The organism is Streptomyces sp. NPDC048751, assembly GCF_043198595.1.
In the GTDB taxonomy this organism is placed as follows: domain Bacteria; phylum Actinomycetota; class Actinomycetes; order Streptomycetales; family Streptomycetaceae; genus Streptomyces.
Genome location: NZ_JBICUX010000006.1, coordinates 259,083 through 279,403, shown reverse-complemented (window position 1 = coordinate 279,403; position 20,321 = coordinate 259,083). Strand labels below are relative to the sequence as shown.

The window sequence follows — 20,321 nt, the reverse complement described above, 5'->3', positions numbered from 1 at the left end:
GCCCGACCGTGCACCGGGGGCGGTCGACTGTCAGTGGGCCGTGGCAGGATCGGGGGCGTGGCAGAGACAGCATCGAAGAAGACCGACAACAGTTCCGGCGACAGCCGCCCGCGCCTGATGCTCATGGACGGGCACTCGCTGGCGTACCGCGCGTTCTTCGCGCTGCCCGCGGAGAACTTCACCACCGCGACGGGCCAGCCGACGAACGCGATCTACGGCTTCGCGTCGATGCTGGCGAACACGCTGCGCGACGAGGCGCCCACGCACTTCGCGGTGGCCTTCGACGTCTCCCGCAAGACGTGGCGCTCCGAGGAGTTCACGGAGTACAAGGCGAACCGCTCCAAGACGCCCGACGAGTTCAAGGGCCAGGTCGAGCTGATCGGCGAGCTGCTCGACGCGATGCATGTCTCCCGGTTCGCCGTGGACGGCTTCGAGGCCGACGACGTCATCGCCACCCTCGCCACCCAGGCCGAGGCCGACGGCTTCGAGGTGCTGATCGTCACCGGCGACCGTGACTCCTTCCAGCTGGTCAGCGAGCACACGACCGTGCTGTACCCGACCAAGGGTGTCTCCGAGCTGACCCGCTTCACCCCGGAGAAGGTTTTCGAGAAGTACGGATTGACGCCCGCCCAGTACCCGGACTTCGCGGCGCTGCGCGGCGACCCGTCCGACAACCTCCCCGGCATCCCTGGCGTCGGTGAGAAGACGGCCGCGAAGTGGATCAACCAGTTCGGTTCGTTCGCGGAACTGGTCGAGCGCGTCGACGAGGTCAAGGGCAAGGCCGGGCAGAACCTGCGCGACCACCTGGAGTCGGTCAAGCTCAACCGCCGCCTGACGGAGATGGTGCGCACCGTCGAGCTGCCCAAGACGGTCGCCGACCTCGAGCGCACGGCCTACGACCGCAAGACGGTCGCGATGGTCCTGGACACCCTGGAGATCCGCAACCCCTCACTGCGGGAGCGGCTGCTCGCCGTGGACCCGGGCGCCGAGGAGGCCGAGGCGACCCCGGTCATCGACGCCGGTGTGGAGCTGGAGGGCAAGGTCCTCGGTACCGGCGAGCTGGCCGGCTGGCTCGCCGAGCACGCCGGCGCGCCGCTCGGTGTCGCCACCGTCGACACCTGGGCGCTGGGCACCGGCTCCGTCGCCGAGGTCGCGCTCGCCGCGGGCGGCGGAGCGGCCGCCTGGTTCGACCCGTCCCAGCTCGACGAGGCCGACGAGAACGCGTTCGCGGCCTGGCTGGCCGCCCAGGACCGCCCCAAGGTCCTGCACAACGCCAAGGGCGCGATGCGGGTCTTCGCCGAGCACGGCTGGAGCGTCGCAGGCGTCTCCATGGACACCGCGCTCGCCGCCTACCTGGTCAAGCCGGGCCGCCGCTCCTTCGACCTGGACGCGCTGTCCCTGGAGTACCTCCACCGGGAGCTGGCCCCCGCCGCCACGGCCGACGGCCAGCTGGCCTTCGGCGCGGACGACGGAGCCGAGGCCGAGGCCCTGATGGTGCAGGCCCGCGCGGTCCTCGACCTGGGCGAGGCGTTCACGGGCCGCCTCGAGGAGGTCGGCGCCGCGGACCTCCTGGGCGACATGGAGCTCCCCACCTCGGCGCTGCTGGCCCGCATGGAGCGGCACGGCATCGCGGCCGACCGGGCCCACCTGGAGGCCATGGAGCAGATGTTCGCGGGTGCCGTGCAGCAGGCCGTGAAGGAGGCCCACGCGGCCGCCGGGCACGAGTTCAACCTCGGCTCGCCCAAGCAGCTCCAGGAAGTCCTCTTCGGTGAACTGGGCCTGCCGAAGACGAAGAAGACCAAGACGGGCTACACCACGGACGCCGACGCCCTCGCCTGGCTCGCGACCCAGACCGACAACGAGCTGCCGGTCATCATGCTCCGCCACCGCGAACAGGCCAAGCTCCGCGTCACCGTCGAGGGCCTGATCAAGACGGTCGCCGCGGACGGCCGCATCCACACCAGCTTCAACCAGACGGTCGCCGCGACCGGCCGCCTGTCGTCGACCGACCCGAACCTGCAGAACATCCCGGTCCGCACGGACGAGGGCAGGGCGATCCGGCGCGGCTTCGTGGTCGGAGAGGGCTTCGAATCCCTGATGACCGCCGACTACAGCCAGATCGAACTGCGCGTGATGGCGCACCTCTCCGAGGACGCGGGCCTCATCGAGGCGTTCACCTCCGGCGAGGACCTGCACACCACGGCGGCCTCCCAGGTCTTCGCGGTCGAGCCCGCCGCGGTGGACGCCGAGATGCGCCGCAAGATCAAGGCGATGTCCTACGGCCTGGCGTACGGACTGTCCGCCTTCGGCCTGTCCCAGCAGCTCAACATCGAGGCGGCCGAGGCCCGCGCCCTGATGGACGCGTACTTCGAGCGCTTCGGCGGCGTACGCGACTATCTCCGCCGGGCGGTCGACGAGGCCCGGGCGACCGGCTACACGGCCACCCTGTTCGGGCGCCGCCGCTACCTGCCCGACCTCAACAGCGACAACCGTCAGCGCCGTGAGGCAGCCGAGCGCATGGCCCTCAACGCGCCCATCCAGGGCACCGCGGCCGACATCGTCAAGATCGCCATGCTCAACGTGGACCGTGCCCTGCGCGAGGCGAACCTCAGCTCCCGCATGCTCCTCCAGGTCCACGACGAAATCGTCCTCGAAATCGCCCCCGGTGAACGCGAGGCCACAGAACAGCTCGTCCGCCACGAAATGGCCAACGCCGTCCACCTCCGCGCCCCCTTGGACGTGTCGGTCGGCGTGGGCCCGGACTGGGAATCGGCGGCTCACTAGTCCCACGGCAGGAGCCTCAGAAGCTTTCGAGGGGGTGCCGAGCACGCGCGGGTGAGGCGGGCTCGGCACCGCCCCTCGTTGCTCCGCCACAACGGCGCGTCACCAGGACGGCGCGTCACCAGGACGGCGCGGTCCGGCGGTGCCCGACGACCGCCGTACGGACGACCGACCCACCCGCACGACCAGCCGGACCGCCACACCAGCCCACCCCCGGCCGGCCGCCGCAGGCCCACTCACCCGCGTGGCCCCCGCCAGAAGGCCCCCCGGCGCCCCGGCCCGCCAAGATGCGCCCATGGGTATACACATGCTTCACCGCCGGACGGCACCCGCACGCGCCCACTCCCCGGCGATGGCACACACGCAGGCCAACGCCAAGACGGCCCACTCCGCGCCGCTCCCCGCGGTCCCGGCTCTCGCGCCGCGTGCGAGCAGCGCCCGCATCCCCACCACCCGGGCCGCAGCCGCGCGCCGGTCCCTCGCGGCATTCCGGCGCGGGATGACCGTCCGGCTGTCGCGGGATTCCGAGTCGCGAGGGACCTGGCGGCTGTGGGCCGACCTGGCCCGCGGTCACCTGGCCGGCTACGTGGCACTGCTCCTCGCACGGCTCCCCGGGCCCCGCCCGCCCCGCCGCACCCTCACCGTGTTCGTCGCGCCCCTCACCGAGCGCCCGGACGGCTCCGCTCCACGCTGACGCCCTCAGGCCGGCCGATCACACCCCGGGCGGCCGGCCGCCACACCCGGACTCCCACGGCGTACAGCAGCAGCCCCAGGACCAGCCCGGCGCCCGCCCCGAAGCACACCGTCGGGATGAGTTCCCACGGCTCGGCCCGCGCCCCCCAGTACTCCCACCACCGCGTCGCCCGCTGCACCGCCGCCACCACCGCGCACCCGCCGATCACCGCGCCGGCCCACCACCGGTCCCGCAGCGACAACGCGGGAACGCCCGCCGGTTCGCCCGAGGGCGCCCGACGCAGCGCGCGCAGCAGGAACACGGCGATGACGACCGCGGCCACGGCCGAACCGCCGTACTGCAGGTACCAGTACAGCGGCGAGCCCGCCACCTCCTGCCCGAGGACGGGAAACAGCCGCATGCCCCACCGGTCGAGGTGCGTGAACGCGTCCCACACGACATGGGTCAGCGCGCCGAGCACCGCGGAGACGTACCACCACAGCAGCAGGGACGCACGTACGCGCGCGCGTGGTGTCCCGCAGCGCAGCAGGGCGGCCGTCCGCGCCTGCCTGGGCCGCGGCAGCAGCGCGACCAGCGGCTCGCGCACCAGCAGCCACAGGCCCACCAGCGCCCAGGTGATGAGAACGTCGACCGTGAACACGCCCGGGAAGGAGTGGGTGACGTCACCGAACTCCATCGCCCCGGACAGGACACTCGCTGCGTAATAGGTCATGTCGGGAGAGAAGGAGCCCGCGACGAGCACGGCCGGTACCAGTCGCCCCCGGCCTGTTCCGTCGGTGCGCACGACGGGCAGCACGGCGGCCGCATGGCTCAGAGTGAACGGCAACTGGGCCCCCCGGGACGGACGTCGGCCGGTCCCCCCGACCCACTGATCGACGCCGTCCAGTATGCGGGATGGCCAGTGGGTGAAAATCGGGTGCGAACAGGTGTCCATGTAAAGCGAGTTGTCGTAGGGTCGCCTGGGCCCCCGTGTCGGGGGCAGTACAAGTGGGACAACATGGCCGCACCCCGGCCGACCGGCGAATCGAACGCTCCACGCGTGCAACCCCGAGGGCGGGTCGATCGTCAGAACAGGTCGAGGCACGGAGTCGAGCACAGGGCGAAGTACCGGCCGAGCAGGGCATACAGGACACGGGCGCTCAGGCGTCCACGGGAGGGGTTCACTCTATGGCGGCGCAATTCGGCGTGAGGCTCCGCAAGACGGCGTTCACCACCGCCGTGGCCGCGGCGGCGGTCGCGGCTCTGTCCGCCTCCCAGGCGCCGGGAGTGACGACCGAGGAACCCGGCAGACAGTCCACCGCCGACGCCCAGTCCACGCCCACTGCGAACCCCGACGGCAGTGCGACCGGCAACTCGCCGTACTACACGGACCTGCCGCCGCTGAACAGCCCGACGCCGTTGCCGACTCCGAGCGCCACCACCCCGGCCGACCCGGGCGCGTCCGAGGCCGGCATCCCCGCGACCGTCCTCGACGCCTACAAGAAGGCCGAGGCCGAACTGGCCGCGTCCAAGCCGGGCTGCAACCTGCCCTGGCAGCTCCTCGCCGCCATCGGCAACGTCGAGTCGGGTCAGGCCCGCGGCGGTCGCGTGGACGCGAGCGGCACCACCATCTCGCCGATCCTGGGCCCGCAGCTCGACGGCAACGGTTTCGCGCTCATCAAGGACACCGACAACGGCGCGTACGACGGCAACAGCGCGTACGACCAGGCCATCGGTCCCATGCAGTTCATTCCGTCCACCTGGGCCTGGGCGGGCCGCGACGGCAACGACGACGGCAAGAAGGACCCCAACAACGTCTACGACGCCGCGCTCGCGGCGGGCCACTACCTGTGCCGCAACGGCTGGGACCTGTCCACCCAGTCCGACCTCAACCGCGCGATCCTCAGCTACAACAACTCGCAGGACTACCTGAACCTCGTCCTGTCGTGGCTGGAGTACTACCGCAAGGGCACCCACGAGATCCCGGACGGCACCGGCAGCGTCCCCTCGAACCGCAGCGACGAGGGCACGGGTGGGTCCACCGGCTCCTCGCCGTCCACGACCCCGCCGAAGAAGCCGAAGCCCAGCCCCGAGCCGAACAAGCCCGGCGGCGGCTCGACAAAACCCGGCGGCGGCTCGACGAACCCGGGCACCGACCCGACCACGCCCAGTGAGCCGACCCCGCCCGGCACCCCCGTCCCGACGCCCACCGACACGGTGGATCACCTCGAGGACGCGGGCACCGCCACGCTCACGGCGACCGCCGGCGACCGGTTCACCAAGAGGATCAGCACCCGCGCCGAGACCAAGTCCGGCGCGGCCGTCGCCAAGGTCAGGGTCCGCTTCACCATCGTCGGCGACACCGACGCCACCTTCACCGGCGGCGAGAGCGTCGCCACGACCGTCACCGACGGCTCCGGTGTCGCCGTGACGCCCCTGCTCCAGGCGGGCGAGAAGACCGGGAACTTCACGGTCCGCGCCGTCGTCGTCGGCCGTGCGCTGCCCGGTCTCGACTACCGGGCGACCGTCACCGCCCGCGCCGCCGACGCCCTCGCCCGCACCAGCGCCACCGTGCTGACCTGTGTCGCGGGCGGCGAGTTCGCCGACCAGGTCCAGGTGAAGGCCACCTACAAGGGCGCCGTGGCGGACAAGGTCGCCGCCACCGCCACCCTCGTCAAGTCCGCGGACGACGCGACCGTGAACGACAAGGGCCCCTACTTCAAGGACGCCGACGGCAAGACCGTCCGCACCCTGACGGGGCTGCAGACCGACGCGAACGGCCTGCTCACGCTGCCGAAGCTGTACGCCGACGACACCGCCGGCACGTACCTGCTGCGCATCACCACCACCGGTGGCGCGACCCTCACGGTCGAACTGACCGTGACGGCACCCGAGGTGTCCCCGAGCCCGACGGACAGCACGTCGGCGACCCCCTCGGAGAGCACGTCCCCGAGCGAGTCCTCGAGCACGTCGCCGAGCCCCACGGCGTAGCACCGGCCAGTTCCCGTACGACGACGGCGGCGTCCCTCCCCACCGGGAGGGGCGCCGCCGTCGTGTGCGACGTGTTCTCATCTCACGCGGCCGTTGCTACGGTGCCCGACCTGACGAACCATCAGCTTCCGTGGTCGCTTCACCGGGAGGCCCGCATGCGCGCCCTGATCGCCGCCGCGACCGGCCTCGCCGTCGCGCTCGCCCTGATGTTCACCCTCACCGCGATCGGCACACCCACCGGCCACACGTCCCCCAAGCCGCTGCTGACCACGGTGCCCGCACACCCGTGACCGTCCACTCGGGAAGGAGGCCGAGATGCACCGCAAGGCCAGTCTGGTCCTGCTCGCCCTCGCCGTGTTCTTCGCGGCACTCTCACCACTGACGCGCTGGTACGCCTTCCCGCGCCTGGCCAAGATCCCGGCCGGGCAGTACCAGGACATGGTCCTGGAGGCGAAGAACGCCACCCTCCTCGACTACGGCAGCATGCGGGCCCGCACCGTCCCCAAGGTCACCATCGTGCAGACCCTCAAGGGCAACGTGGAGGCCGCCGAGAAGATCGAGAAGACGGCCGGTCGGGACGTCGTCGTCTGGGACGGCCTCTCCTACATCCAGGGCCCCGACGGCAAGATGGTCTCCAAGGTCCCCGAGCGCTACATCTTCGACGCCCACACCCAGGAACCCGTCCACGCCACCGGCGAGATGGTCGACGGCGACCCCGTCAGACGGGAGGGCATCGAGTTCAAGTTCCCGTTCCTGACGGAGAAACGGGACTACGCCTACTTCGACGCCCAGGCACGCGTGACGGCCCCCATCCACTACAAGGGCACCCAGAACTTCCGCGGTGTGGAGGTCTACTACTTCGAGCAGACCATCCCCTGGACGAAGGTCAGGATGCCCAGGACCATGCCCGTCCAGGGCATCACGCCCGAGACGGTCGCCAAGACCGGCACGACCCGCTGGTACACCACCGTCCGCAAATTCTGGGTCGAGCCCCTCACCGGCGCACCCGTCAACGGCGAGGAGATCCACAAGGAGGAACTGCGCGGCGGAACGCTGCTCGGCGGCCGCGAGAAGGTGACGGCCTTCGCCGGGCACGTGAAGATGCGCGAGGACTACATCGAGCACACGGTCGACCTCGTCAAGTCCAACCGCACGCTGGTGCTGCTGATGACGTCGTACCTGCCGTGGGGCTTCCTCACCCTGGGCGTGCTGCTGCTGGCCCTCTCCCTCTACCTGGAGGCGCGCGGACGCCGCCCGGCCGATCCGGTGCCCACGCGCGCCACCGAGCCGGAACCGGTCACCGCCTGAGACGTGCGTTGGTGTGCCGGGTCGGCTCCGCGGTGGCGGGATCCTCGGGCCACGGGTGCTTCGGATACCGGCCGCGCAGTTCCGCCCGTACGCCCCTGTAGCCGTCCTTCCAGAAGGAGGCGAGGTCGGCTGTCACGGCCGCGGGCCGCCCGGCGGGGGAGAGGAGGTGCACCAGCAGCGGCACACCGGCCACCTCGGGCGACCGCTCCAGCCCGAACATCTCCTGCAACTTCACGGCGAGGACGGGCCGCTCGGGATCGCCGTAGTCGATCCGGATCCTGGACCCACTCGGTACGGAGATCCGCTCCGGCGCGAGCTCGTCCAGCCGCCCGGCCTGCCCCGAGGCCCACGGAAGCAGCCGGGAGAGAGCGTCCCCCGCGTCGATCCTCGCAAGGTCCGCGCGCCGCCGGGCCCTGCTCAACTCGGGCTCCAACCAGTCCTCCACGCGCGCGTGGAGCGCTTCGTCGGACACGTCCGGCCAGGGCTCCCCGAGATGCAGCCGCAGAAAGGCCAGCCGCTGCCGCAGCACGCCCGCCTCCGGCGACCACCGCAACACCCCGAACCCCTCCTGCCGCAGCCCCTCGACCAGCGCGTTCCGTACGAGCCCTGGATCGGCGTCCGCCAACGGCCGCACCGCCAACTCCACCGCCCCCAGCCGCTCCACCCGCCGCGCGACGACGTCCCCGCCGGCCCAGTGCACCTCGTCCCCCTCGGAGAGCAGCGCCGCCGCCGCCATCCGCGCGATCCCCTCGTCCACAGCAGCCCCGAGCTGCACCCGCGCGTGCCCCCTGCCGACGGGCCGGTCCGCGACCGCGACAGCGATCCAGGGGGCGCCCCGCAACTCGCTGCCGTCGCGGAGCTCGGCGCGGGTGCCGGACACCATGAGACAGGACTCCCCGTCGGTCTTCGCCACCCGCTCGGGAAAGGCGAGGGCACCGACGAGCCCGGCGACCGAGTCGTCCCCGATCTTCCCGTCCACCCTCACGGGACGGGCGTCACGGGTGGGCGGACGGGCGAACTCCGTGGCGACGGCCCGTAGACGCCGTACCTCCGCGCGCCACCGCCCCGCGTAGGCGTCACCCCCGCGCCGGGCGGCCCGCACAGCGGACGCGAGGTCGTCCCCGTACTCCCGGGGCGCCTCCTCGCTCAGCAGCGCCACGATCTCCGCGGCCCGCTCCGCACCCACCACCGGCGCCGAGTCGAGCAGCGCGCGCCCCAGGCGGGGATGCAGGCCCACCCGTGCGAGACGCACGCCGCGGTCCGTGGCCCGGCCGACGGAGTCGATCGCGCCGACCGCGGTCAGCACTTCGCGCGCCGCCGCCATCGCACCGCCCGGCGGTGGGTCCAGCAAGGCGAGACCGGAGGCGTCCGGATCGCCCCAGCACGCCGCCTGGAGGGCGAACGCGGTCAGGTCGGCCACCTTGATCTCGGGGGACGGGAAACGCGGCAGACGCGCGTCCTCGGCCTCCGCCCAGCAGCGGTACACCGCCCCCGGCGCCTCACGTCCGGCACGCCCCGCCCGCTGCCGCCCCGCCGCCTGCGAGGCCCGTACCGTCGTCAACGCGCTCAACCCGCGCGCGTGATCCACGCGGGGCTCGCGCGCCAGCCCCGAATCGACGACCACCCGTACACCCGGAACCGTCAGCGACGACTCGGCCACCGACGTGGCGAGCACGACCCGGCGCCGGACTCCCGGAGACAGCACCGCGTCCTGCACGGCCGCCGGCGCCCGCCCGTGCACCTGGAGCACCTCCACGTCCCCGGCCTCGCACGACTCCCCGAGCTGCCCGGCGACCCGCGCGATCTCACCGACGCCCGGCAGGAAGCACAGGACGTCCCCCGACCGCTCGGCCAGCGCCCGCCGCACCACCGACGCCACATGGGTCAGCAACGCGGGATCGACCCGCATGCCGTGCGGCGGCCGTACCGGCCGTGCCGGCGGCGCCCAGACCACCTCCACCGAATGCGCGGCACCCTCCGCCACCACCACCGGCGCCCCGCCCAGCAGCCGCGCCCACCCGTCGGCGTCGGTCGTCGCCGACGCGGCCACCAGACGCAGCTCCGGCCGCAACGTCTCCCGCACGTCCCACAGGAAGGCCGCCGCCGTGTCGGCGTCCAGGTGCCGCTCGTGGCACTCGTCGAGCACCACCACGTCGACGCCTGACAGCTCCTGGTCCCGTTGCAGCCGCTGGAGCAGCACGCCGGTCGTCACGACCTCCACGCGCGCGTGCCGGCCGACCACCCGCTCACCGCGCACGGTGTAGCCGACGCTCTCGCCGACCTTCTCGCCCAGCAGCCACGCCATCCGCCGGGCCGCCGCCCGCGCCGCGATCCGCCGCGGCTCGGCCACGACCACGCGCCGCGCCGGGCCCTCGCCCAGCAGTCCCGCCAGCGCCAGGGGCACCAGCGTCGTCTTGCCGGTGCCGGGCGGCGCCACCAGCACGGCGGTGCCCTGCCCTTCCAGCGCGTCGTTCAGCGTCGGCAGGGCCCCGCGTACGGGCAGCGCGTCGAGAGCGTCGTAACGGATCACGCCCCCAGTGTCGTACGGCCCCGGAAACGCCCCCCACGCGCGTGTGGGCCGACCTCAGCTCCGCTCGCACACGAAGATGGCCGTCCCCGGGATCAGGTTTCCGCGCAGCGGCGACCAGCCGCCCCACTCCGACGAGTTCCAGGCCGGCCACTCCGGCTCGACGAGGTCGACGAGGCGGAAGCCGGACGCCACGATGTCGCGGACGCGGTCGCCGAGCGTCCTGTGGTGTTCGACGTACACCGCGCGGCCGTCCTCGCCCTGCTCGACGTACGGCGTGCGGTCGAAGTACGAGGCGGACACCGACAGCCCCTCGGGGCCGGGCTCGTCCGGGAACGCCCAGCGGACGGGATGGGTGACCGAGAAGACGAAGCGGCCGCCCGGACGCAGCACCCGGCGCACCTCGCGCAACACCAGGCGCGGGTCCGCCACGAACGGCAGCGCCCCGTACGCCGAGCACGCCAGGTCGAAGGAGGCGTCCGCGAAGGGCAGCGCGCCCGCGTCCGCGCACACGAGAGGAAACGATCCGCCGATGCGCAGCGCGTGCTGGAGCTGACGGTGGGAGAGGTCCAGGGCGACGGGCCGGGCCCCCTGGGCGGCCAGCCAGCGCGAGCACTGGGCCGCGCCGGCGCCGATCTCCAGGACGTCCTTGCCCTTCAGGTCCTCCGGCGGGCCGAGCAGCTCCGCCTCGACCTCGTCGAGGCCCTCGGGGCACCACACGAAGCGGTCGTCGCCCAGGAACGTGCCGTGCTCGACCTGGTACTCGTCCGCGTTGCGGTCCCACCAGCCCCGACTGGCTCGGGAGCTCTCCGTGACGTCGGCGTCACGCCGGGTGGCTTCCGGTTCGAACGCATCGGGCTCTTGGATGATCGGCTCCCTCGTCGTACTCTTCCGTTCATCCCGTCCTGGGCGTGTCGCGGGAGAGGTGTTTCCGGCCTGTGTGGCCTCGTGGAACGTTTCTTGTGCCGGTTATGCGGCGATCCGCCCCGGGTGTGCGCCTTCGCGCATTGACCCTGCCTGGCTGCCCCCGTATGCTACAAGTTGCGCTGCGGGCCTGCGCACCTCAGACGTAGCAGGCTGCGCTCGCATCTGTTGTAGTCCCCTCGGTTGTCGAGGCGCCACCTGTGGTTTTGTGTGGCGCTTCCTTGGCTGTCCGGCTTCTTCAGAGCGAAACGGGCTCCCGGCGTAAGCAGTACCTACGACTTCAATGTCCGTACCGGAGCCCTTTCCCACATGACGAGCAGCACCGAGACCACCGCCACCACCCCGCAGGTAGCGGTCAACGACATCGGTAACGAGGAAGCCTTCCTCGCCGCGATCGACGAGACGATCAAGTACTTCAACGACGGCGACATCGTCGACGGCGTCATCGTGAAGGTCGACCGGGACGAGGTCCTGCTCGACATCGGTTACAAGACCGAAGGCGTTATCCCGAGCCGCGAGCTCTCGATCAAGCACGACGTCGACCCCAACGAGGTCGTCGCCGTCGGTGACGAGATCGAGGCCCTGGTCCTCCAGAAGGAGGACAAGGAAGGCCGCCTGATCCTCTCGAAGAAGCGCGCCCAGTACGAGCGTGCCTGGGGCACCATCGAGAAGATCAAGGAAGAGGACGGGATCGTCACCGGTACCGTCATCGAGGTCGTCAAGGGTGGTCTCATCCTCGACATCGGCCTCCGTGGCTTCCTCCCGGCCTCCCTGGTCGAGATGCGCCGCGTTCGCGACCTCCAGCCCTATGTGGGCAAGGAGCTCGAGGCCAAGATCATCGAGCTGGACAAGAACCGCAACAACGTGGTCCTGTCCCGCCGTGCCTGGCTGGAGCAGACCCAGTCCGAGGTCCGCCAGACGTTCCTCACGACCCTCCAGAAGGGTCAGGTCCGTTCCGGTGTGGTCTCCTCGATCGTCAACTTCGGTGCCTTCGTGGACCTGGGTGGCGTCGACGGTCTGGTCCACGTCTCCGAGCTGTCCTGGAAGCACATCGACCACCCCTCCGAGGTGGTCGAGGTCGGCCAGGAGGTCACGGTCGAGGTCCTCGACGTCGACATGGACCGCGAGCGCGTCTCCCTGTCGCTGAAGGCGACCCAGGAAGACCCGTGGCAGCAGTTCGCCCGCACCCACCAGATCGGCCAGGTCGTGCCCGGCAAGGTCACGAAGCTGGTTCCGTTCGGTGCGTTCGTCCGCGTGGACGAGGGCATCGAGGGTCTGGTCCACATCTCCGAGCTGGCCGAGCGCCACGTGGAGATCCCGGAGCAGGTCGTCCAGGTCAACGACGAGATCTTCGTCAAGGTCATCGACATCGACCTCGAGCGTCGTCGCATCAGCCTCTCGCTGAAGCAGGCCAACGAGTCCTTCGGTTCCGACCCGGCCTCGGTCGAGTTCGACCCGACGCTGTACGGCATGGCCGCGTCGTACGACGACCAGGGCAACTACATCTACCCCGAGGGCTTCGACCCCGAGACCAACGACTGGCTCGAGGGCTACGAGACCCAGCGCGAGGCGTGGGAGACCCAGTACGCCGAGGCGCAGCAGCGCTTCGAGCAGCACCAGCAGCAGGTCATCAAGTCCCGCGAGGCGGACGAGAAGGCCGCTGCCGAGGGTGGCGACACCGCGGGTGCGGCTCCGGCCGCCGGTGGTGGCGGCGGTTCGTACTCCTCCGAGGGCCCGGACAACTCCGGTGCGCTGGCCTCGGACGAGGCGCTTGCCGCTCTCCGTGAGAAGCTGGCCGGTGGCCAGAGCTGATCGCTGCCGCTGAGGCTTAGCCGATAGCAACTGAGGGCCCGCACCTTTGAGGTGCGGGCCCTCAGTGGTGCCGGGGAGTGGTCTGTCGTTCGGCCGCCGGCCGGTGGGGACTGATCGCGCCCACGCGGCGGAGCCGCACATCGACAACAGCCCCACGCCCCTTGGGGGTGTCGCCCGACTCGGCTGATCATGGGTCCTGAGCGGGAATGCCCGCGCCTCCACGTGCGTTGAGAGATATGAACACGAGGAGGAGCGGTCCAAGTGCTTGATCCGCAGGGTTTGTACGCATGGGAGCCGAAGGGGCTGGGCGTCGTCGACATGGCGCTGGCTCAGGAGTCGGCCGGTCTTGTCATGCTCTACCACTTCGACGGATACATCGACGCGGGCGAAACCGGTGACCAGATCGTCGACCGGCTCCTCGACTCGCTGCCCCACCAGGTCGTCGCGCGCTTCGACCACGACCGGCTCGTGGACTACCGCGCGCGCCGCCCGCTGCTGACCTTCAAGCGTGACCGTTGGAGCGGGTACGAGGAGCCGGCCATCGAAGTGCGGCTCGTGCAGGACGCCACGGGGGCGCCCTTCCTGCTCCTGTCCGGGCCGGAACCGGACGTGGAGTGGGAGCGCTTCGCCGCGGCCGTCCAGCAGATCGTGGAGCGACTCGGGGTCCGCCTGTCCGTGAACTTCCACGGCATCCCCATGGGTGTCCCGCACACCCGGCCGGTCGGTCTCACCCCGCACGGCAGCCGCACCGACCTCGTACCGGGCCACCGCAGCCCCTTCGACGAGGCGCAGGTCCCCGGCAGCGCCGAAGCGCTCGTCGAGTACCGCCTCATGGAGGCCGGGCACGACGTCCTGGGCGTCGCCGCGCACGTGCCGCACTACATCGCCCGCTCCCCGTATCCGGACGCGGCACTGACCGTCCTGGAGGCCGTCACGGCGGCGACCGGACTGGTCCTGCCCGGCATCGCGCACTCCCTGCGCACGGACGCCCACCGCACCCAGACGGAGATCGACCGGCAGATCCAGGAGGGCGACGAGGAACTCACCGCCCTCGTCCAGGGCCTCGAGCACCAGTACGACGCCGCCGCCGGTGCGGAGACCCGGGGCAACATGCTCGCCGAGGCCGCCGACATCCCGTCCGCGGACGAGATCGGCCGCGAGTTCGAGCGGTTCCTGGCGGAGCGGGAGGGCGAGGGCTGACACGGCCGACTCCCACCGGGTCGGTGGCCGACGGCAGGCTCTAAGCTTCCGCTCATGTTGAAGGTGGGCCTGACCGGCGGTATCGGCGCCGGCAAGAGCGAGGTGTCGCGGCTGCTCGTCGAGTGCGGTGCCGTGCTGATCGACGCGGACCGCATCTCGCGCGAGGTCGTGGCGCCGGGAACACCCGGGCTCGCGGCGGTCGTCGACGCCTTCGGCCCGGACGTGCTGGCGGCGGACGGCAGCCTGGACCGCCCCAAGCTGGGCTCCATCGTCTTCGCGGACCCGGACCGGCGCGCCGCCCTGAACGCGATCGTGCACCCCTTGGTGGGCGCCCGCTCCCGTGAGCTGGAGGCCGCCGCCCCCGAGGACGCCGTCGTCGTCCACGACGTCCCGCTCCTCACGGAGAACGGCCTCGCACCGCTCTACGACGTCGTGATCGTCGTCGACGCGAGCACCGAGACCCAGCTCGACCGGCTGGTGCGGCTGCGCGGGATGACCGAGGAGGACGCACGCGCGCGTATGGCCGCCCAGGCGACCCGCGAGAAGCGCAGGGAGATCGCGGACATCGTCATCGACAACGACGTACCGCTCCAGGATCTGCGGCGGCGGGTGCGCGAGGTGTGGACGGAGCTCGTGGAGCGGGCCGGGACGCCCACGCCGTAACGGATGGGGAATATCAGCCACGGTCGCGGCGTTGAACAGCTTGAGTGAGGGAAGGACTTTTCCGTGCCCGATACCAGCGGTTCGACCGGACGTTCTCCGGAGACTCACGTCATCGACTACCGTGCCGCCGAGCAGCTGCTCGCCGCACGGGACCCGCGGGGCGCGGTGAAGCTGCTCGACGGAGTCATCGCCGCGCACCCCGAGAACACCGCCGCACGGCTGCTGCGCGCGCGAGCCTTCTTCGCCGCCGCGCAACTACGGCCCGCCGAGCTGGAGTTCAATGTCGTCCTGGAGCGCGAGCCGGACAACGCGTTCGCGCACTTCGCGCTCGCCCGCACCTATGAGCGCCAGGGGCGCGAGGACCAGGCCAAGCGCCACTTCCGCCTGGCGGCCGCACTGGACCCGAACCCGCAGTACCTGAAGGCTGCCCGCTTCGACTCGTGAGGACCGCCTGCCCGGGCAGCACACCTAGGGCCTGTCGTTTGGATCAGGTCGCAGGAAATCGACGCGGGCTGGTCAGCGCCGGTGAGCGGGGTTTGGTGCGTGCAGCTGCAAGGCGGAGGAGGGCGTCGATGCGGAGCATCGGCAACCGACGACAACGCCGCAGATGGGCGTGCCAGACCCCGCGTCTGCGACGTGATTCAAACGACAGGCCCTAGGGATAACGGTGCCGCGGCGGATCGTACGGAGGGACGTCGCGGCCCGGCTGATAGTGCGGGCCCTGGCGGATGTGCCTGAGGATCATCGTCATGTCGACGGTGATCACCACCCAGAGCACCCCGCAGGCGGCTGCCCACCCGGGACGCCCGGCGAGCGCGAACGCGACCGTTCCGAAGATCGCCCAGAGCAGCCCCCACACGGCCAGCCAGAAGCGGACCCGCAGTGCACTGCGCGCCGTCCTCGGCTCACTGCCCGTACGCATCGGGATCACGCTCCTCCCAGCAACGTACTCTTCGGTTCGGACGTTCTCCAAGCCGTCCCACGAGGGGGATCATCGCGTGCTTCCGGATGCCGACGAACTGGCCGAGGTGCTCGTCGACCTCGCCGTACCGCACGAGGACATCAACGACGTCGTCCGCATGGGCCGACGGGTGAGGGACGACCCCGAACTGCTGCACGCCCTGACACAGGCGGTCGAGGAGCTGGTCCGGGACATGGGGGAGATCCGCGGCGTGATCGACCTGCCCGACCTCGACTGGCCGTCGGGCCCCCTCCAGCGGTTCTTCCCGCTGTACGTCCTCGTCGCGGCCCTGCCGTATGTGCGGGCCCATCATCGTGACCGGGGCGTGCCGGTTGAGGTCGCCCGGCGCACCCTGGCCGACGCCGGCCGCAACGTCGCCGCGCACCGCAGGACGTACGGCACGGGCGGGATGCTGGTGCCGCACTGGCTGTCGCTGCACTTCCACGGTGAGCTGTACCAGCTGGGGCGGCTGCAGTTCCAGCGCGACCGGGTCGGCCGACGGGCCGGTGCCGCCATCGCGGCGGAGGGGTTCGGTCATGGCCCCGGGGACCTGGGGCTGGGCCTGCACATACCCGACTTCCTCGGCCCGTTGACCTCGGAGGCCTGCGACCGGTCCCTGGCGCTGGGCCGGGAGTTCTTCGCCCGCCACTACCCCGAGGAGCCCTACCGGGTGGCGACGTGTGCGTCATGGCTGCTCGATCCGCAGCTCAGGGAGTACCTGCCCGAGGACTCCAACATCGTCCGCTTCCAGAAGCGGTTCCGCATCAGCCACATGGGGTCGGAGCCGGAGGACGACACGCCGGTCCGCTTCGTCTTCGGCACGGGTGAGCCCCTCGACCGGTTGCCCCGCAGGACCGTCCTGGAGCGGGCGGTCGTGGACCATCTGCGGAAGGGCGGGCACTGGTACGTGGGGCACGGCTGGTTTCCGTTGTAAAAGCTTGCGCCACTCGAACGGGTGAACGTGGGGCGGACGGGAACCGCCTTGCGGAGGCGGGCCGTTGGACGGGCATGGAACTGAAAATGCGTACGGGACATCAGGGGACGGGGCCCGGGGCGATCACCCCGGACGGCTGCGCGGTCGATCTCTACTCACGACTGCCCGTCGGATCCGAGCCGGACATCATCGCGGCGGCCGTGCCCGCGGGCGCGCGCATCCTGGAACTGGGCAGCGGCGTGGGTCGGATGACCCACCCGCTCGTGGAGCGCGGGTTCACGGTCACGGCGGTCGACGAGTCCGCGGAGATGCTGGAGCGCGTCCGTGGGGCCCGCACGATACACAGCCCGATCGAGGGCCTCGACCTGGGCGAGACGTTCGATGTGGTGCTGCTCGCGTCGTTCCTCGTCAACACCGGTGACGTCGAGGTCAGGCGAGGGCTGCTGCGCACCTGTCTACGGCACCTCGCGGACGGCGGCTGCGTGCTGATCCAACGCGAGGGCGACGATTACCACACCGACCTGCCCCGCGAACGCGTCGACCCGACCGGCTTCACCTTACGGATCGTGTCGTCGGTACCGGTCGGCGACGGGGTCAACTCGGTCCATGCGGAGTACGAGTTCCCGGACGCGACGTGGACTCAGACGTTCCAGGCCCGGCCGATGGCCCGGGAGGAGTTCGAGGCGGCACTGGCGGAGGAGGGGCTGAGGGTGGACAGATACCTGACGGAGGATCGGATCTGGGTGAGGGCGATGCCGATGAGTTCCTGAGCGGGCGCCGGTCTACCTGTGTACAACCAGCCCGCTGCACACCTGAGCTACCGAACACTTGCCCAGCGCTCCACTCCTCAGGGTGGAGGTGTAGGGCATCCTGCCGGTAGTGGCCCGGAGGGGCGCAGCGGCATGGCTAAGATCGCCTTGTCCGACAACGGAGTTGTGGGACCTACCGCCGGACGGGCGGGAAGTCAGGCCTGCGGAGGCCGTGTAAGACCGACCCTCACCGGTCGGCGGTGGCCTGTGAAACAGGAACCCATGGTGGTACCGCGATGGGCCCCCTGCTCGAGCGAAGCCGAGAGTTGGGGGAGGTACGGACCGGAATCTCCTGCCCTCGGGCAGGAGAGGGCGTCAATTCGACGGTCAGTACGCGGCGACACCGGTCATCCTGATGGCGCCGCTCGTCCTGATCGCCTGGGCCCGGCGTGAGCAGAACGCCGAGCTGCTGCGCCGCGTCCACAGTCCGGTGGATCGCGTTCAGCGCCCGCCCGGGCCGCCGCCCGGGGTGCCCGGGTGACCTCCAAAGCCGCCGAGGCTGCGGAGCCTTTCCAGCTCGCGGCGGTCCCGCTTGGTGGGGCGGCCGGTACCGCGGTCGCGGATGCCGGCGGGGGCGAGGGCCTCGCGGGGCGGGGGCGGGGGACTGTTGTCGATGTAGCACTGCACCGCGACCGGGGCGCCGACCCGCTTGCGGATGAGGCGCTTGACCACGACGATCCGCTCACGGCCCTCGTGCCGGAGGCGGACCTCGTCGCCCACGCGTACGGAGTACGCGGGCTTCACACGCTCGCCGTTCACCCGCACGTGACCGCCCTTGCAGGCGGCGGCGCCCTGGGAGCGGGTCTTGATCAGACGTACGGCCCAGATCCAGCTGTCGATGCGCACGCTCTCACCGCCGGCGGGCCCGGCGGCCTCGGCGGCGGACACCGCGGCGGCGACACTCGGGTCCCCGTGATCCGTGCCGGCCGCGGGGCGCGTGGCCTCCCGCGGGGGCTCGCCCGCCGCGTCCGGCGTGTCGTGGTTCGCACCATCAGCAACCATGTCTCGACCTTAGCTCCCGGTGCCGGTCGGAGCGGACGGGATTTCCGCGTGGGGGGAGGTTCCGCGTGCGGGGGAGGGAAGGGGGGAGAGGGGGAGGAACGGGCGCCCTCGGCCGCTGGAGAGGGAGGGTCCTACGGTGGGGGCATGGACAGCAGCCCCGCAACAGGCATCCCCGGCCTTGATCGGCGCGTCTCAGGATGTCGGGCGTGCCCGAGGCTGGTGGAGTGGCGGGAGGAGGTGGCGCGGACCAAGCGGGCCGCCTTCGCCGAGTGGACGTACTGGGGGAGGCCGGTTCCGGGATTCGGCCCGGCGGACGCCCGGCTGCTGATCGTGGGGCTCGCTCCCGCCGCGCACGGCGGGAACCGGACGGGCCGGATGTTCACCGGGGACCGGTCCGGGGACGTGCTGTACCAGGCGCTGTACGACGTGGGGCTGGCGAACCAGCCGAGCTCGGTCAGTGCCGACGACGGCCTGGAGCTGTACGGCGTGCGGGTCACCGCGCCCGTGCACTGCGCGCCGCCCGAGAACAAGCCCACCCCGCGGGAGCGGGACACCTGCCGGTCGTGGCTCGTGCAGGAGCTGCGGTTGCTGCGGCCGACGCTGCGGGCCGTGGTCGTGCTCGGTGCGTTCGGCTGGCAGGCTGCGCTGCCCGCGTTCGCGGAGGCGGGCTGGGCGGTGCCCCGGCCGCGCCCGGCCTTCGCCCATGGCGCACGGGTGTCCCTCGACGGACTCGACCAGGTCGAGCCCGGCAGCCCCCACCGTCCCGCCCCGCTCGAGATCTTCGGCTGCTTCCACGTCAGTCAGCGCAACACCTTCACCGGTCGGCTCACCCCCGAGATGCTGAGGGAGGTGCTGCGCACGGCGGCGGTCGCGGCCCGTCTGCCGACGCGGGACTGACCGCGATCCTGATCGCGGCTACGGACAAGTGCGCCCGCCCCCGCTGACCCGAGAGGGGTCGGCACAGAGTTCAGGCAGGCGGGTGTTCGACATGTTCCCCGAACAAGTGACGCACCGTCGAGCGGTAGTTGGCCCGCACGTGGGCGAGTGCGTGGGCCCGGGCCCGCTCGGGGTCTCCGGAGACGATGGCCTCGTACAGGTCGCGGTGCTCGGTGAGGAGCTGGGGCCACTCCTCGTTCTGCCGGGTGAGCCAGCGCAGGCGGCCGTCGACCGGTTCCATGACGGAGATCAGCAGGTTGTTGCCGGCGAGCGCGAGAATGCGATCGTGGAAGCGGGTGTTGACGTCGGTGATCGTCTCGGCATCCCCGGCCTCGGTGGCGCGCGCCGCGCTCTCCAGCAGCTCCCGCAGCTCGGCCAGAGCCTGAGGCGTCGCCCGTGAGGCGGCCAGTCCCGCCGCGTACACCTCCAGCGCCTCGCGCAGCTCGAAGAGTTCCTTGACGTCGGTCGGGGTGAGCCGGCGCACCACCGTGCGGCGCGGGGTCTCGAACAGGACGAAGCCCTCGGCGACCAGGGCCCGGATCGCCTCTCTGACCGGCACCCGGGACACCCCGAACCGTTCCGCCAGCTCGCGTTCGACGAGCCGGTCGCCGGGGCCCAGGCGGCCCGCGATGATGTCCTGCCGCAGGGTCGCCAGGACCCGCTCGCGTACCGCGCCGAGCGGTTCGATCTTCGCCATGGGGCCATCTTCGCCGACGCGAGGACTCTTTTACGCGGCCGTAACCGCACGGACATCGGTCACGAGGGTTGACGGCAGGACCATGACCCCAGTTTGGTATACC

18 protein-coding genes are annotated in these 20,321 nt (G+C 71.4%); 12 read left to right on the top strand and 6 right to left on the bottom strand.

What is annotated here, in order from left to right:
• The first annotated feature begins 57 nt into the window (after nt 1-57).
• Together polA and ACGFNV_RS21050 are read left to right on the top strand one after the other, a co-directional pair.
• A complete protein-coding gene (gene polA / locus ACGFNV_RS21055) occupies nt 58-2,784 on the top strand; it encodes a DNA polymerase I (RefSeq protein ID WP_393624472.1) in 2,727 nt (908 codons plus the stop codon).
• Between the two features lie 349 nt (nt 2,785-3,133).
• Complete coding sequence (locus tag ACGFNV_RS21050) at nt 3,134-3,475, top strand: hypothetical protein (RefSeq protein WP_393624471.1); 342 nt, start codon at nt 3,134-3,136, stop codon at nt 3,473-3,475.
• Here ACGFNV_RS21050 and ACGFNV_RS21045 read toward each other — a convergent pair.
• Nucleotides 3,441-4,301, bottom strand: a complete 861-nt coding sequence (locus tag ACGFNV_RS21045) for a DUF4184 family protein (protein WP_393624470.1) — start codon at nt 4,299-4,301, stop codon at nt 3,441-3,443. The genes ACGFNV_RS21050 and ACGFNV_RS21045 overlap by 35 nt on opposite strands.
• 341 nt (nt 4,302-4,642) lie before the next feature.
• On the opposite strand from ACGFNV_RS21045, the gene ACGFNV_RS21040 reads away from it, so the two are divergent.
• The 3 genes from ACGFNV_RS21040 (at nt 4,643) to ACGFNV_RS21030 (ending at nt 7,753) form a co-directional block, all read left to right on the top strand.
• A complete protein-coding gene (locus ACGFNV_RS21040; RefSeq protein ID WP_393624469.1) occupies nt 4,643-6,445 on the top strand; it encodes a lytic murein transglycosylase in 1,803 nt (600 codons plus the stop codon).
• 155 nt (nt 6,446-6,600) lie between these two features.
• Nucleotides 6,601-6,735 (top strand): SPW_0924 family protein, encoded by a 135-nt coding sequence (locus ACGFNV_RS21035; protein ID WP_133930616.1) that lies wholly within the window; start codon nt 6,601-6,603, stop codon nt 6,733-6,735.
• 25 nt (nt 6,736-6,760) lie between these two features.
• Nucleotides 6,761-7,753: a DUF3068 domain-containing protein gene (locus tag ACGFNV_RS21030; RefSeq protein ID WP_393624468.1), complete on the top strand. Its 993-nt coding sequence runs from the start codon at nt 6,761-6,763 to the stop codon at nt 7,751-7,753.
• Here ACGFNV_RS21030 and hrpB read toward each other — a convergent pair.
• Both hrpB and ACGFNV_RS21020 read right to left on the bottom strand, forming a co-directional pair.
• Entirely contained in the window at nt 7,743-10,283 is a 2,541-nt protein-coding gene (hrpB, locus tag ACGFNV_RS21025) for an ATP-dependent helicase HrpB (RefSeq protein WP_393624467.1), read from the bottom strand. The genes ACGFNV_RS21030 and hrpB overlap by 11 nt on opposite strands.
• Before the next feature lie 54 nt (nt 10,284-10,337).
• Nucleotides 10,338-11,150 carry a class I SAM-dependent methyltransferase gene (locus ACGFNV_RS21020; RefSeq protein ID WP_393624727.1) on the bottom strand — a complete coding sequence of 271 codons (813 nt, stop codon included), beginning with the start codon at nt 11,148-11,150 and terminating at the stop codon, nt 10,338-10,340.
• Nucleotides 11,151-11,513: 363 nt separating this feature from the next.
• On the opposite strand from ACGFNV_RS21020, the gene rpsA reads away from it, so the two are divergent.
• The 4 genes from rpsA (at nt 11,514) to ACGFNV_RS21000 (ending at nt 15,323) form a co-directional block, all read left to right on the top strand.
• Nucleotides 11,514-13,016, top strand: coding sequence for a 30S ribosomal protein S1 (rpsA, locus tag ACGFNV_RS21015; protein WP_393624466.1), 1,503 nt, complete (start codon nt 11,514-11,516; stop codon nt 13,014-13,016).
• Between the two features lie 261 nt (nt 13,017-13,277).
• Nucleotides 13,278-14,216 carry a PAC2 family protein gene (locus ACGFNV_RS21010; RefSeq protein WP_133930611.1) on the top strand — a complete coding sequence of 313 codons (939 nt, stop codon included), beginning with the start codon at nt 13,278-13,280 and terminating at the stop codon, nt 14,214-14,216.
• Nucleotides 14,217-14,270: 54 nt separating this feature from the next.
• Nucleotides 14,271-14,879, top strand: coding sequence for a dephospho-CoA kinase (gene coaE / locus ACGFNV_RS21005; protein WP_393624465.1), 609 nt, complete (start codon nt 14,271-14,273; stop codon nt 14,877-14,879).
• A 63-nt stretch (nt 14,880-14,942) separates the two neighbouring features.
• Entirely contained in the window at nt 14,943-15,323 is a 381-nt protein-coding gene (locus ACGFNV_RS21000) for a tetratricopeptide repeat protein (RefSeq protein WP_393624464.1), read from the top strand.
• A gap of 211 nt (nt 15,324-15,534) precedes the next feature.
• Here ACGFNV_RS21000 and ACGFNV_RS20995 read toward each other — a convergent pair whose 3' ends face one another.
• The gene (locus ACGFNV_RS20995) at nt 15,535-15,801 is read right to left on the bottom strand and encodes a DUF6343 family protein (protein WP_393624463.1); all 267 of its coding nucleotides are present in this window, start codon (nt 15,799-15,801) and stop codon (nt 15,535-15,537) included.
• A gap of 76 nt (nt 15,802-15,877) precedes the next feature.
• Here ACGFNV_RS20995 and ACGFNV_RS20990 point away from each other — a divergent pair, with 76 nt between their 5' ends.
• A complete protein-coding gene (locus ACGFNV_RS20990; RefSeq protein WP_393624462.1) occupies nt 15,878-16,774 on the top strand; it encodes an acyltransferase domain-containing protein in 897 nt (298 codons plus the stop codon).
• An 86-nt stretch (nt 16,775-16,860) separates the two neighbouring features.
• The gene (locus ACGFNV_RS20985; protein WP_393624461.1) at nt 16,861-17,544 is read left to right on the top strand and encodes a class I SAM-dependent methyltransferase; all 684 of its coding nucleotides are present in this window, start codon (nt 16,861-16,863) and stop codon (nt 17,542-17,544) included.
• 480 nt (nt 17,545-18,024) lie between these two features.
• On the opposite strand, the gene ACGFNV_RS20980 is transcribed toward ACGFNV_RS20985, so the two are convergent.
• On the bottom strand, nt 18,025-18,585 hold the full coding sequence (locus ACGFNV_RS20980; RefSeq protein WP_393624460.1) for an RNA-binding S4 domain-containing protein: 561 nt from the start codon (nt 18,583-18,585) through the stop codon (nt 18,025-18,027).
• Between the two features lie 144 nt (nt 18,586-18,729).
• Here ACGFNV_RS20980 and ACGFNV_RS20975 point away from each other — a divergent pair, with 144 nt between their 5' ends.
• Nucleotides 18,730-19,482, top strand: a complete 753-nt coding sequence (locus ACGFNV_RS20975; RefSeq protein WP_393624459.1) for a uracil-DNA glycosylase — start codon at nt 18,730-18,732, stop codon at nt 19,480-19,482.
• Between the two features lie 70 nt (nt 19,483-19,552).
• On the opposite strand, the gene ACGFNV_RS20970 is transcribed toward ACGFNV_RS20975, so the two are convergent.
• On the bottom strand, nt 19,553-20,218 hold the full coding sequence (locus ACGFNV_RS20970) for a GntR family transcriptional regulator (RefSeq protein ID WP_393624458.1): 666 nt from the start codon (nt 20,216-20,218) through the stop codon (nt 19,553-19,555).
• Nucleotides 20,219-20,321 lie beyond the last annotated feature (103 nt).

Coding starts and splice junctions, on each gene's coding strand:
- ACGFNV_RS21035 (WP_133930616.1), top strand. CDS start 6,601: ATGCGCGCCCTGATCGCCGCCGCGACCGGCCTCGCCGTCGCGCTCGCC.
- ACGFNV_RS21050 (WP_393624471.1), top strand. CDS start 3,134: ATGGCACACACGCAGGCCAACGCCAAGACGGCCCACTCCGCGCCGCTC.
- ACGFNV_RS20980 (WP_393624460.1), bottom strand. CDS start 18,585: ATGGTTGCTGATGGTGCGAACCACGACACGCCGGACGCGGCGGGCGAG.
- ACGFNV_RS21040 (WP_393624469.1), top strand. CDS start 4,643: ATGGCGGCGCAATTCGGCGTGAGGCTCCGCAAGACGGCGTTCACCACC.
- ACGFNV_RS20985 (WP_393624461.1), top strand. CDS start 16,861: ATGCGTACGGGACATCAGGGGACGGGGCCCGGGGCGATCACCCCGGAC.
- ACGFNV_RS20995 (WP_393624463.1), bottom strand. CDS start 15,801: ATGCGTACGGGCAGTGAGCCGAGGACGGCGCGCAGTGCACTGCGGGTC.
- ACGFNV_RS21030 (WP_393624468.1), top strand. CDS start 6,761: ATGCACCGCAAGGCCAGTCTGGTCCTGCTCGCCCTCGCCGTGTTCTTC.
- ACGFNV_RS20970 (WP_393624458.1), bottom strand. CDS start 20,218: ATGGCGAAGATCGAACCGCTCGGCGCGGTACGCGAGCGGGTCCTGGCG.
- coaE (WP_393624465.1), top strand. CDS start 14,271: ATGTTGAAGGTGGGCCTGACCGGCGGTATCGGCGCCGGCAAGAGCGAG.
- rpsA (WP_393624466.1), top strand. CDS start 11,514: ATGACGAGCAGCACCGAGACCACCGCCACCACCCCGCAGGTAGCGGTC.
- ACGFNV_RS20975 (WP_393624459.1), top strand. CDS start 18,730: ATGGACAGCAGCCCCGCAACAGGCATCCCCGGCCTTGATCGGCGCGTC.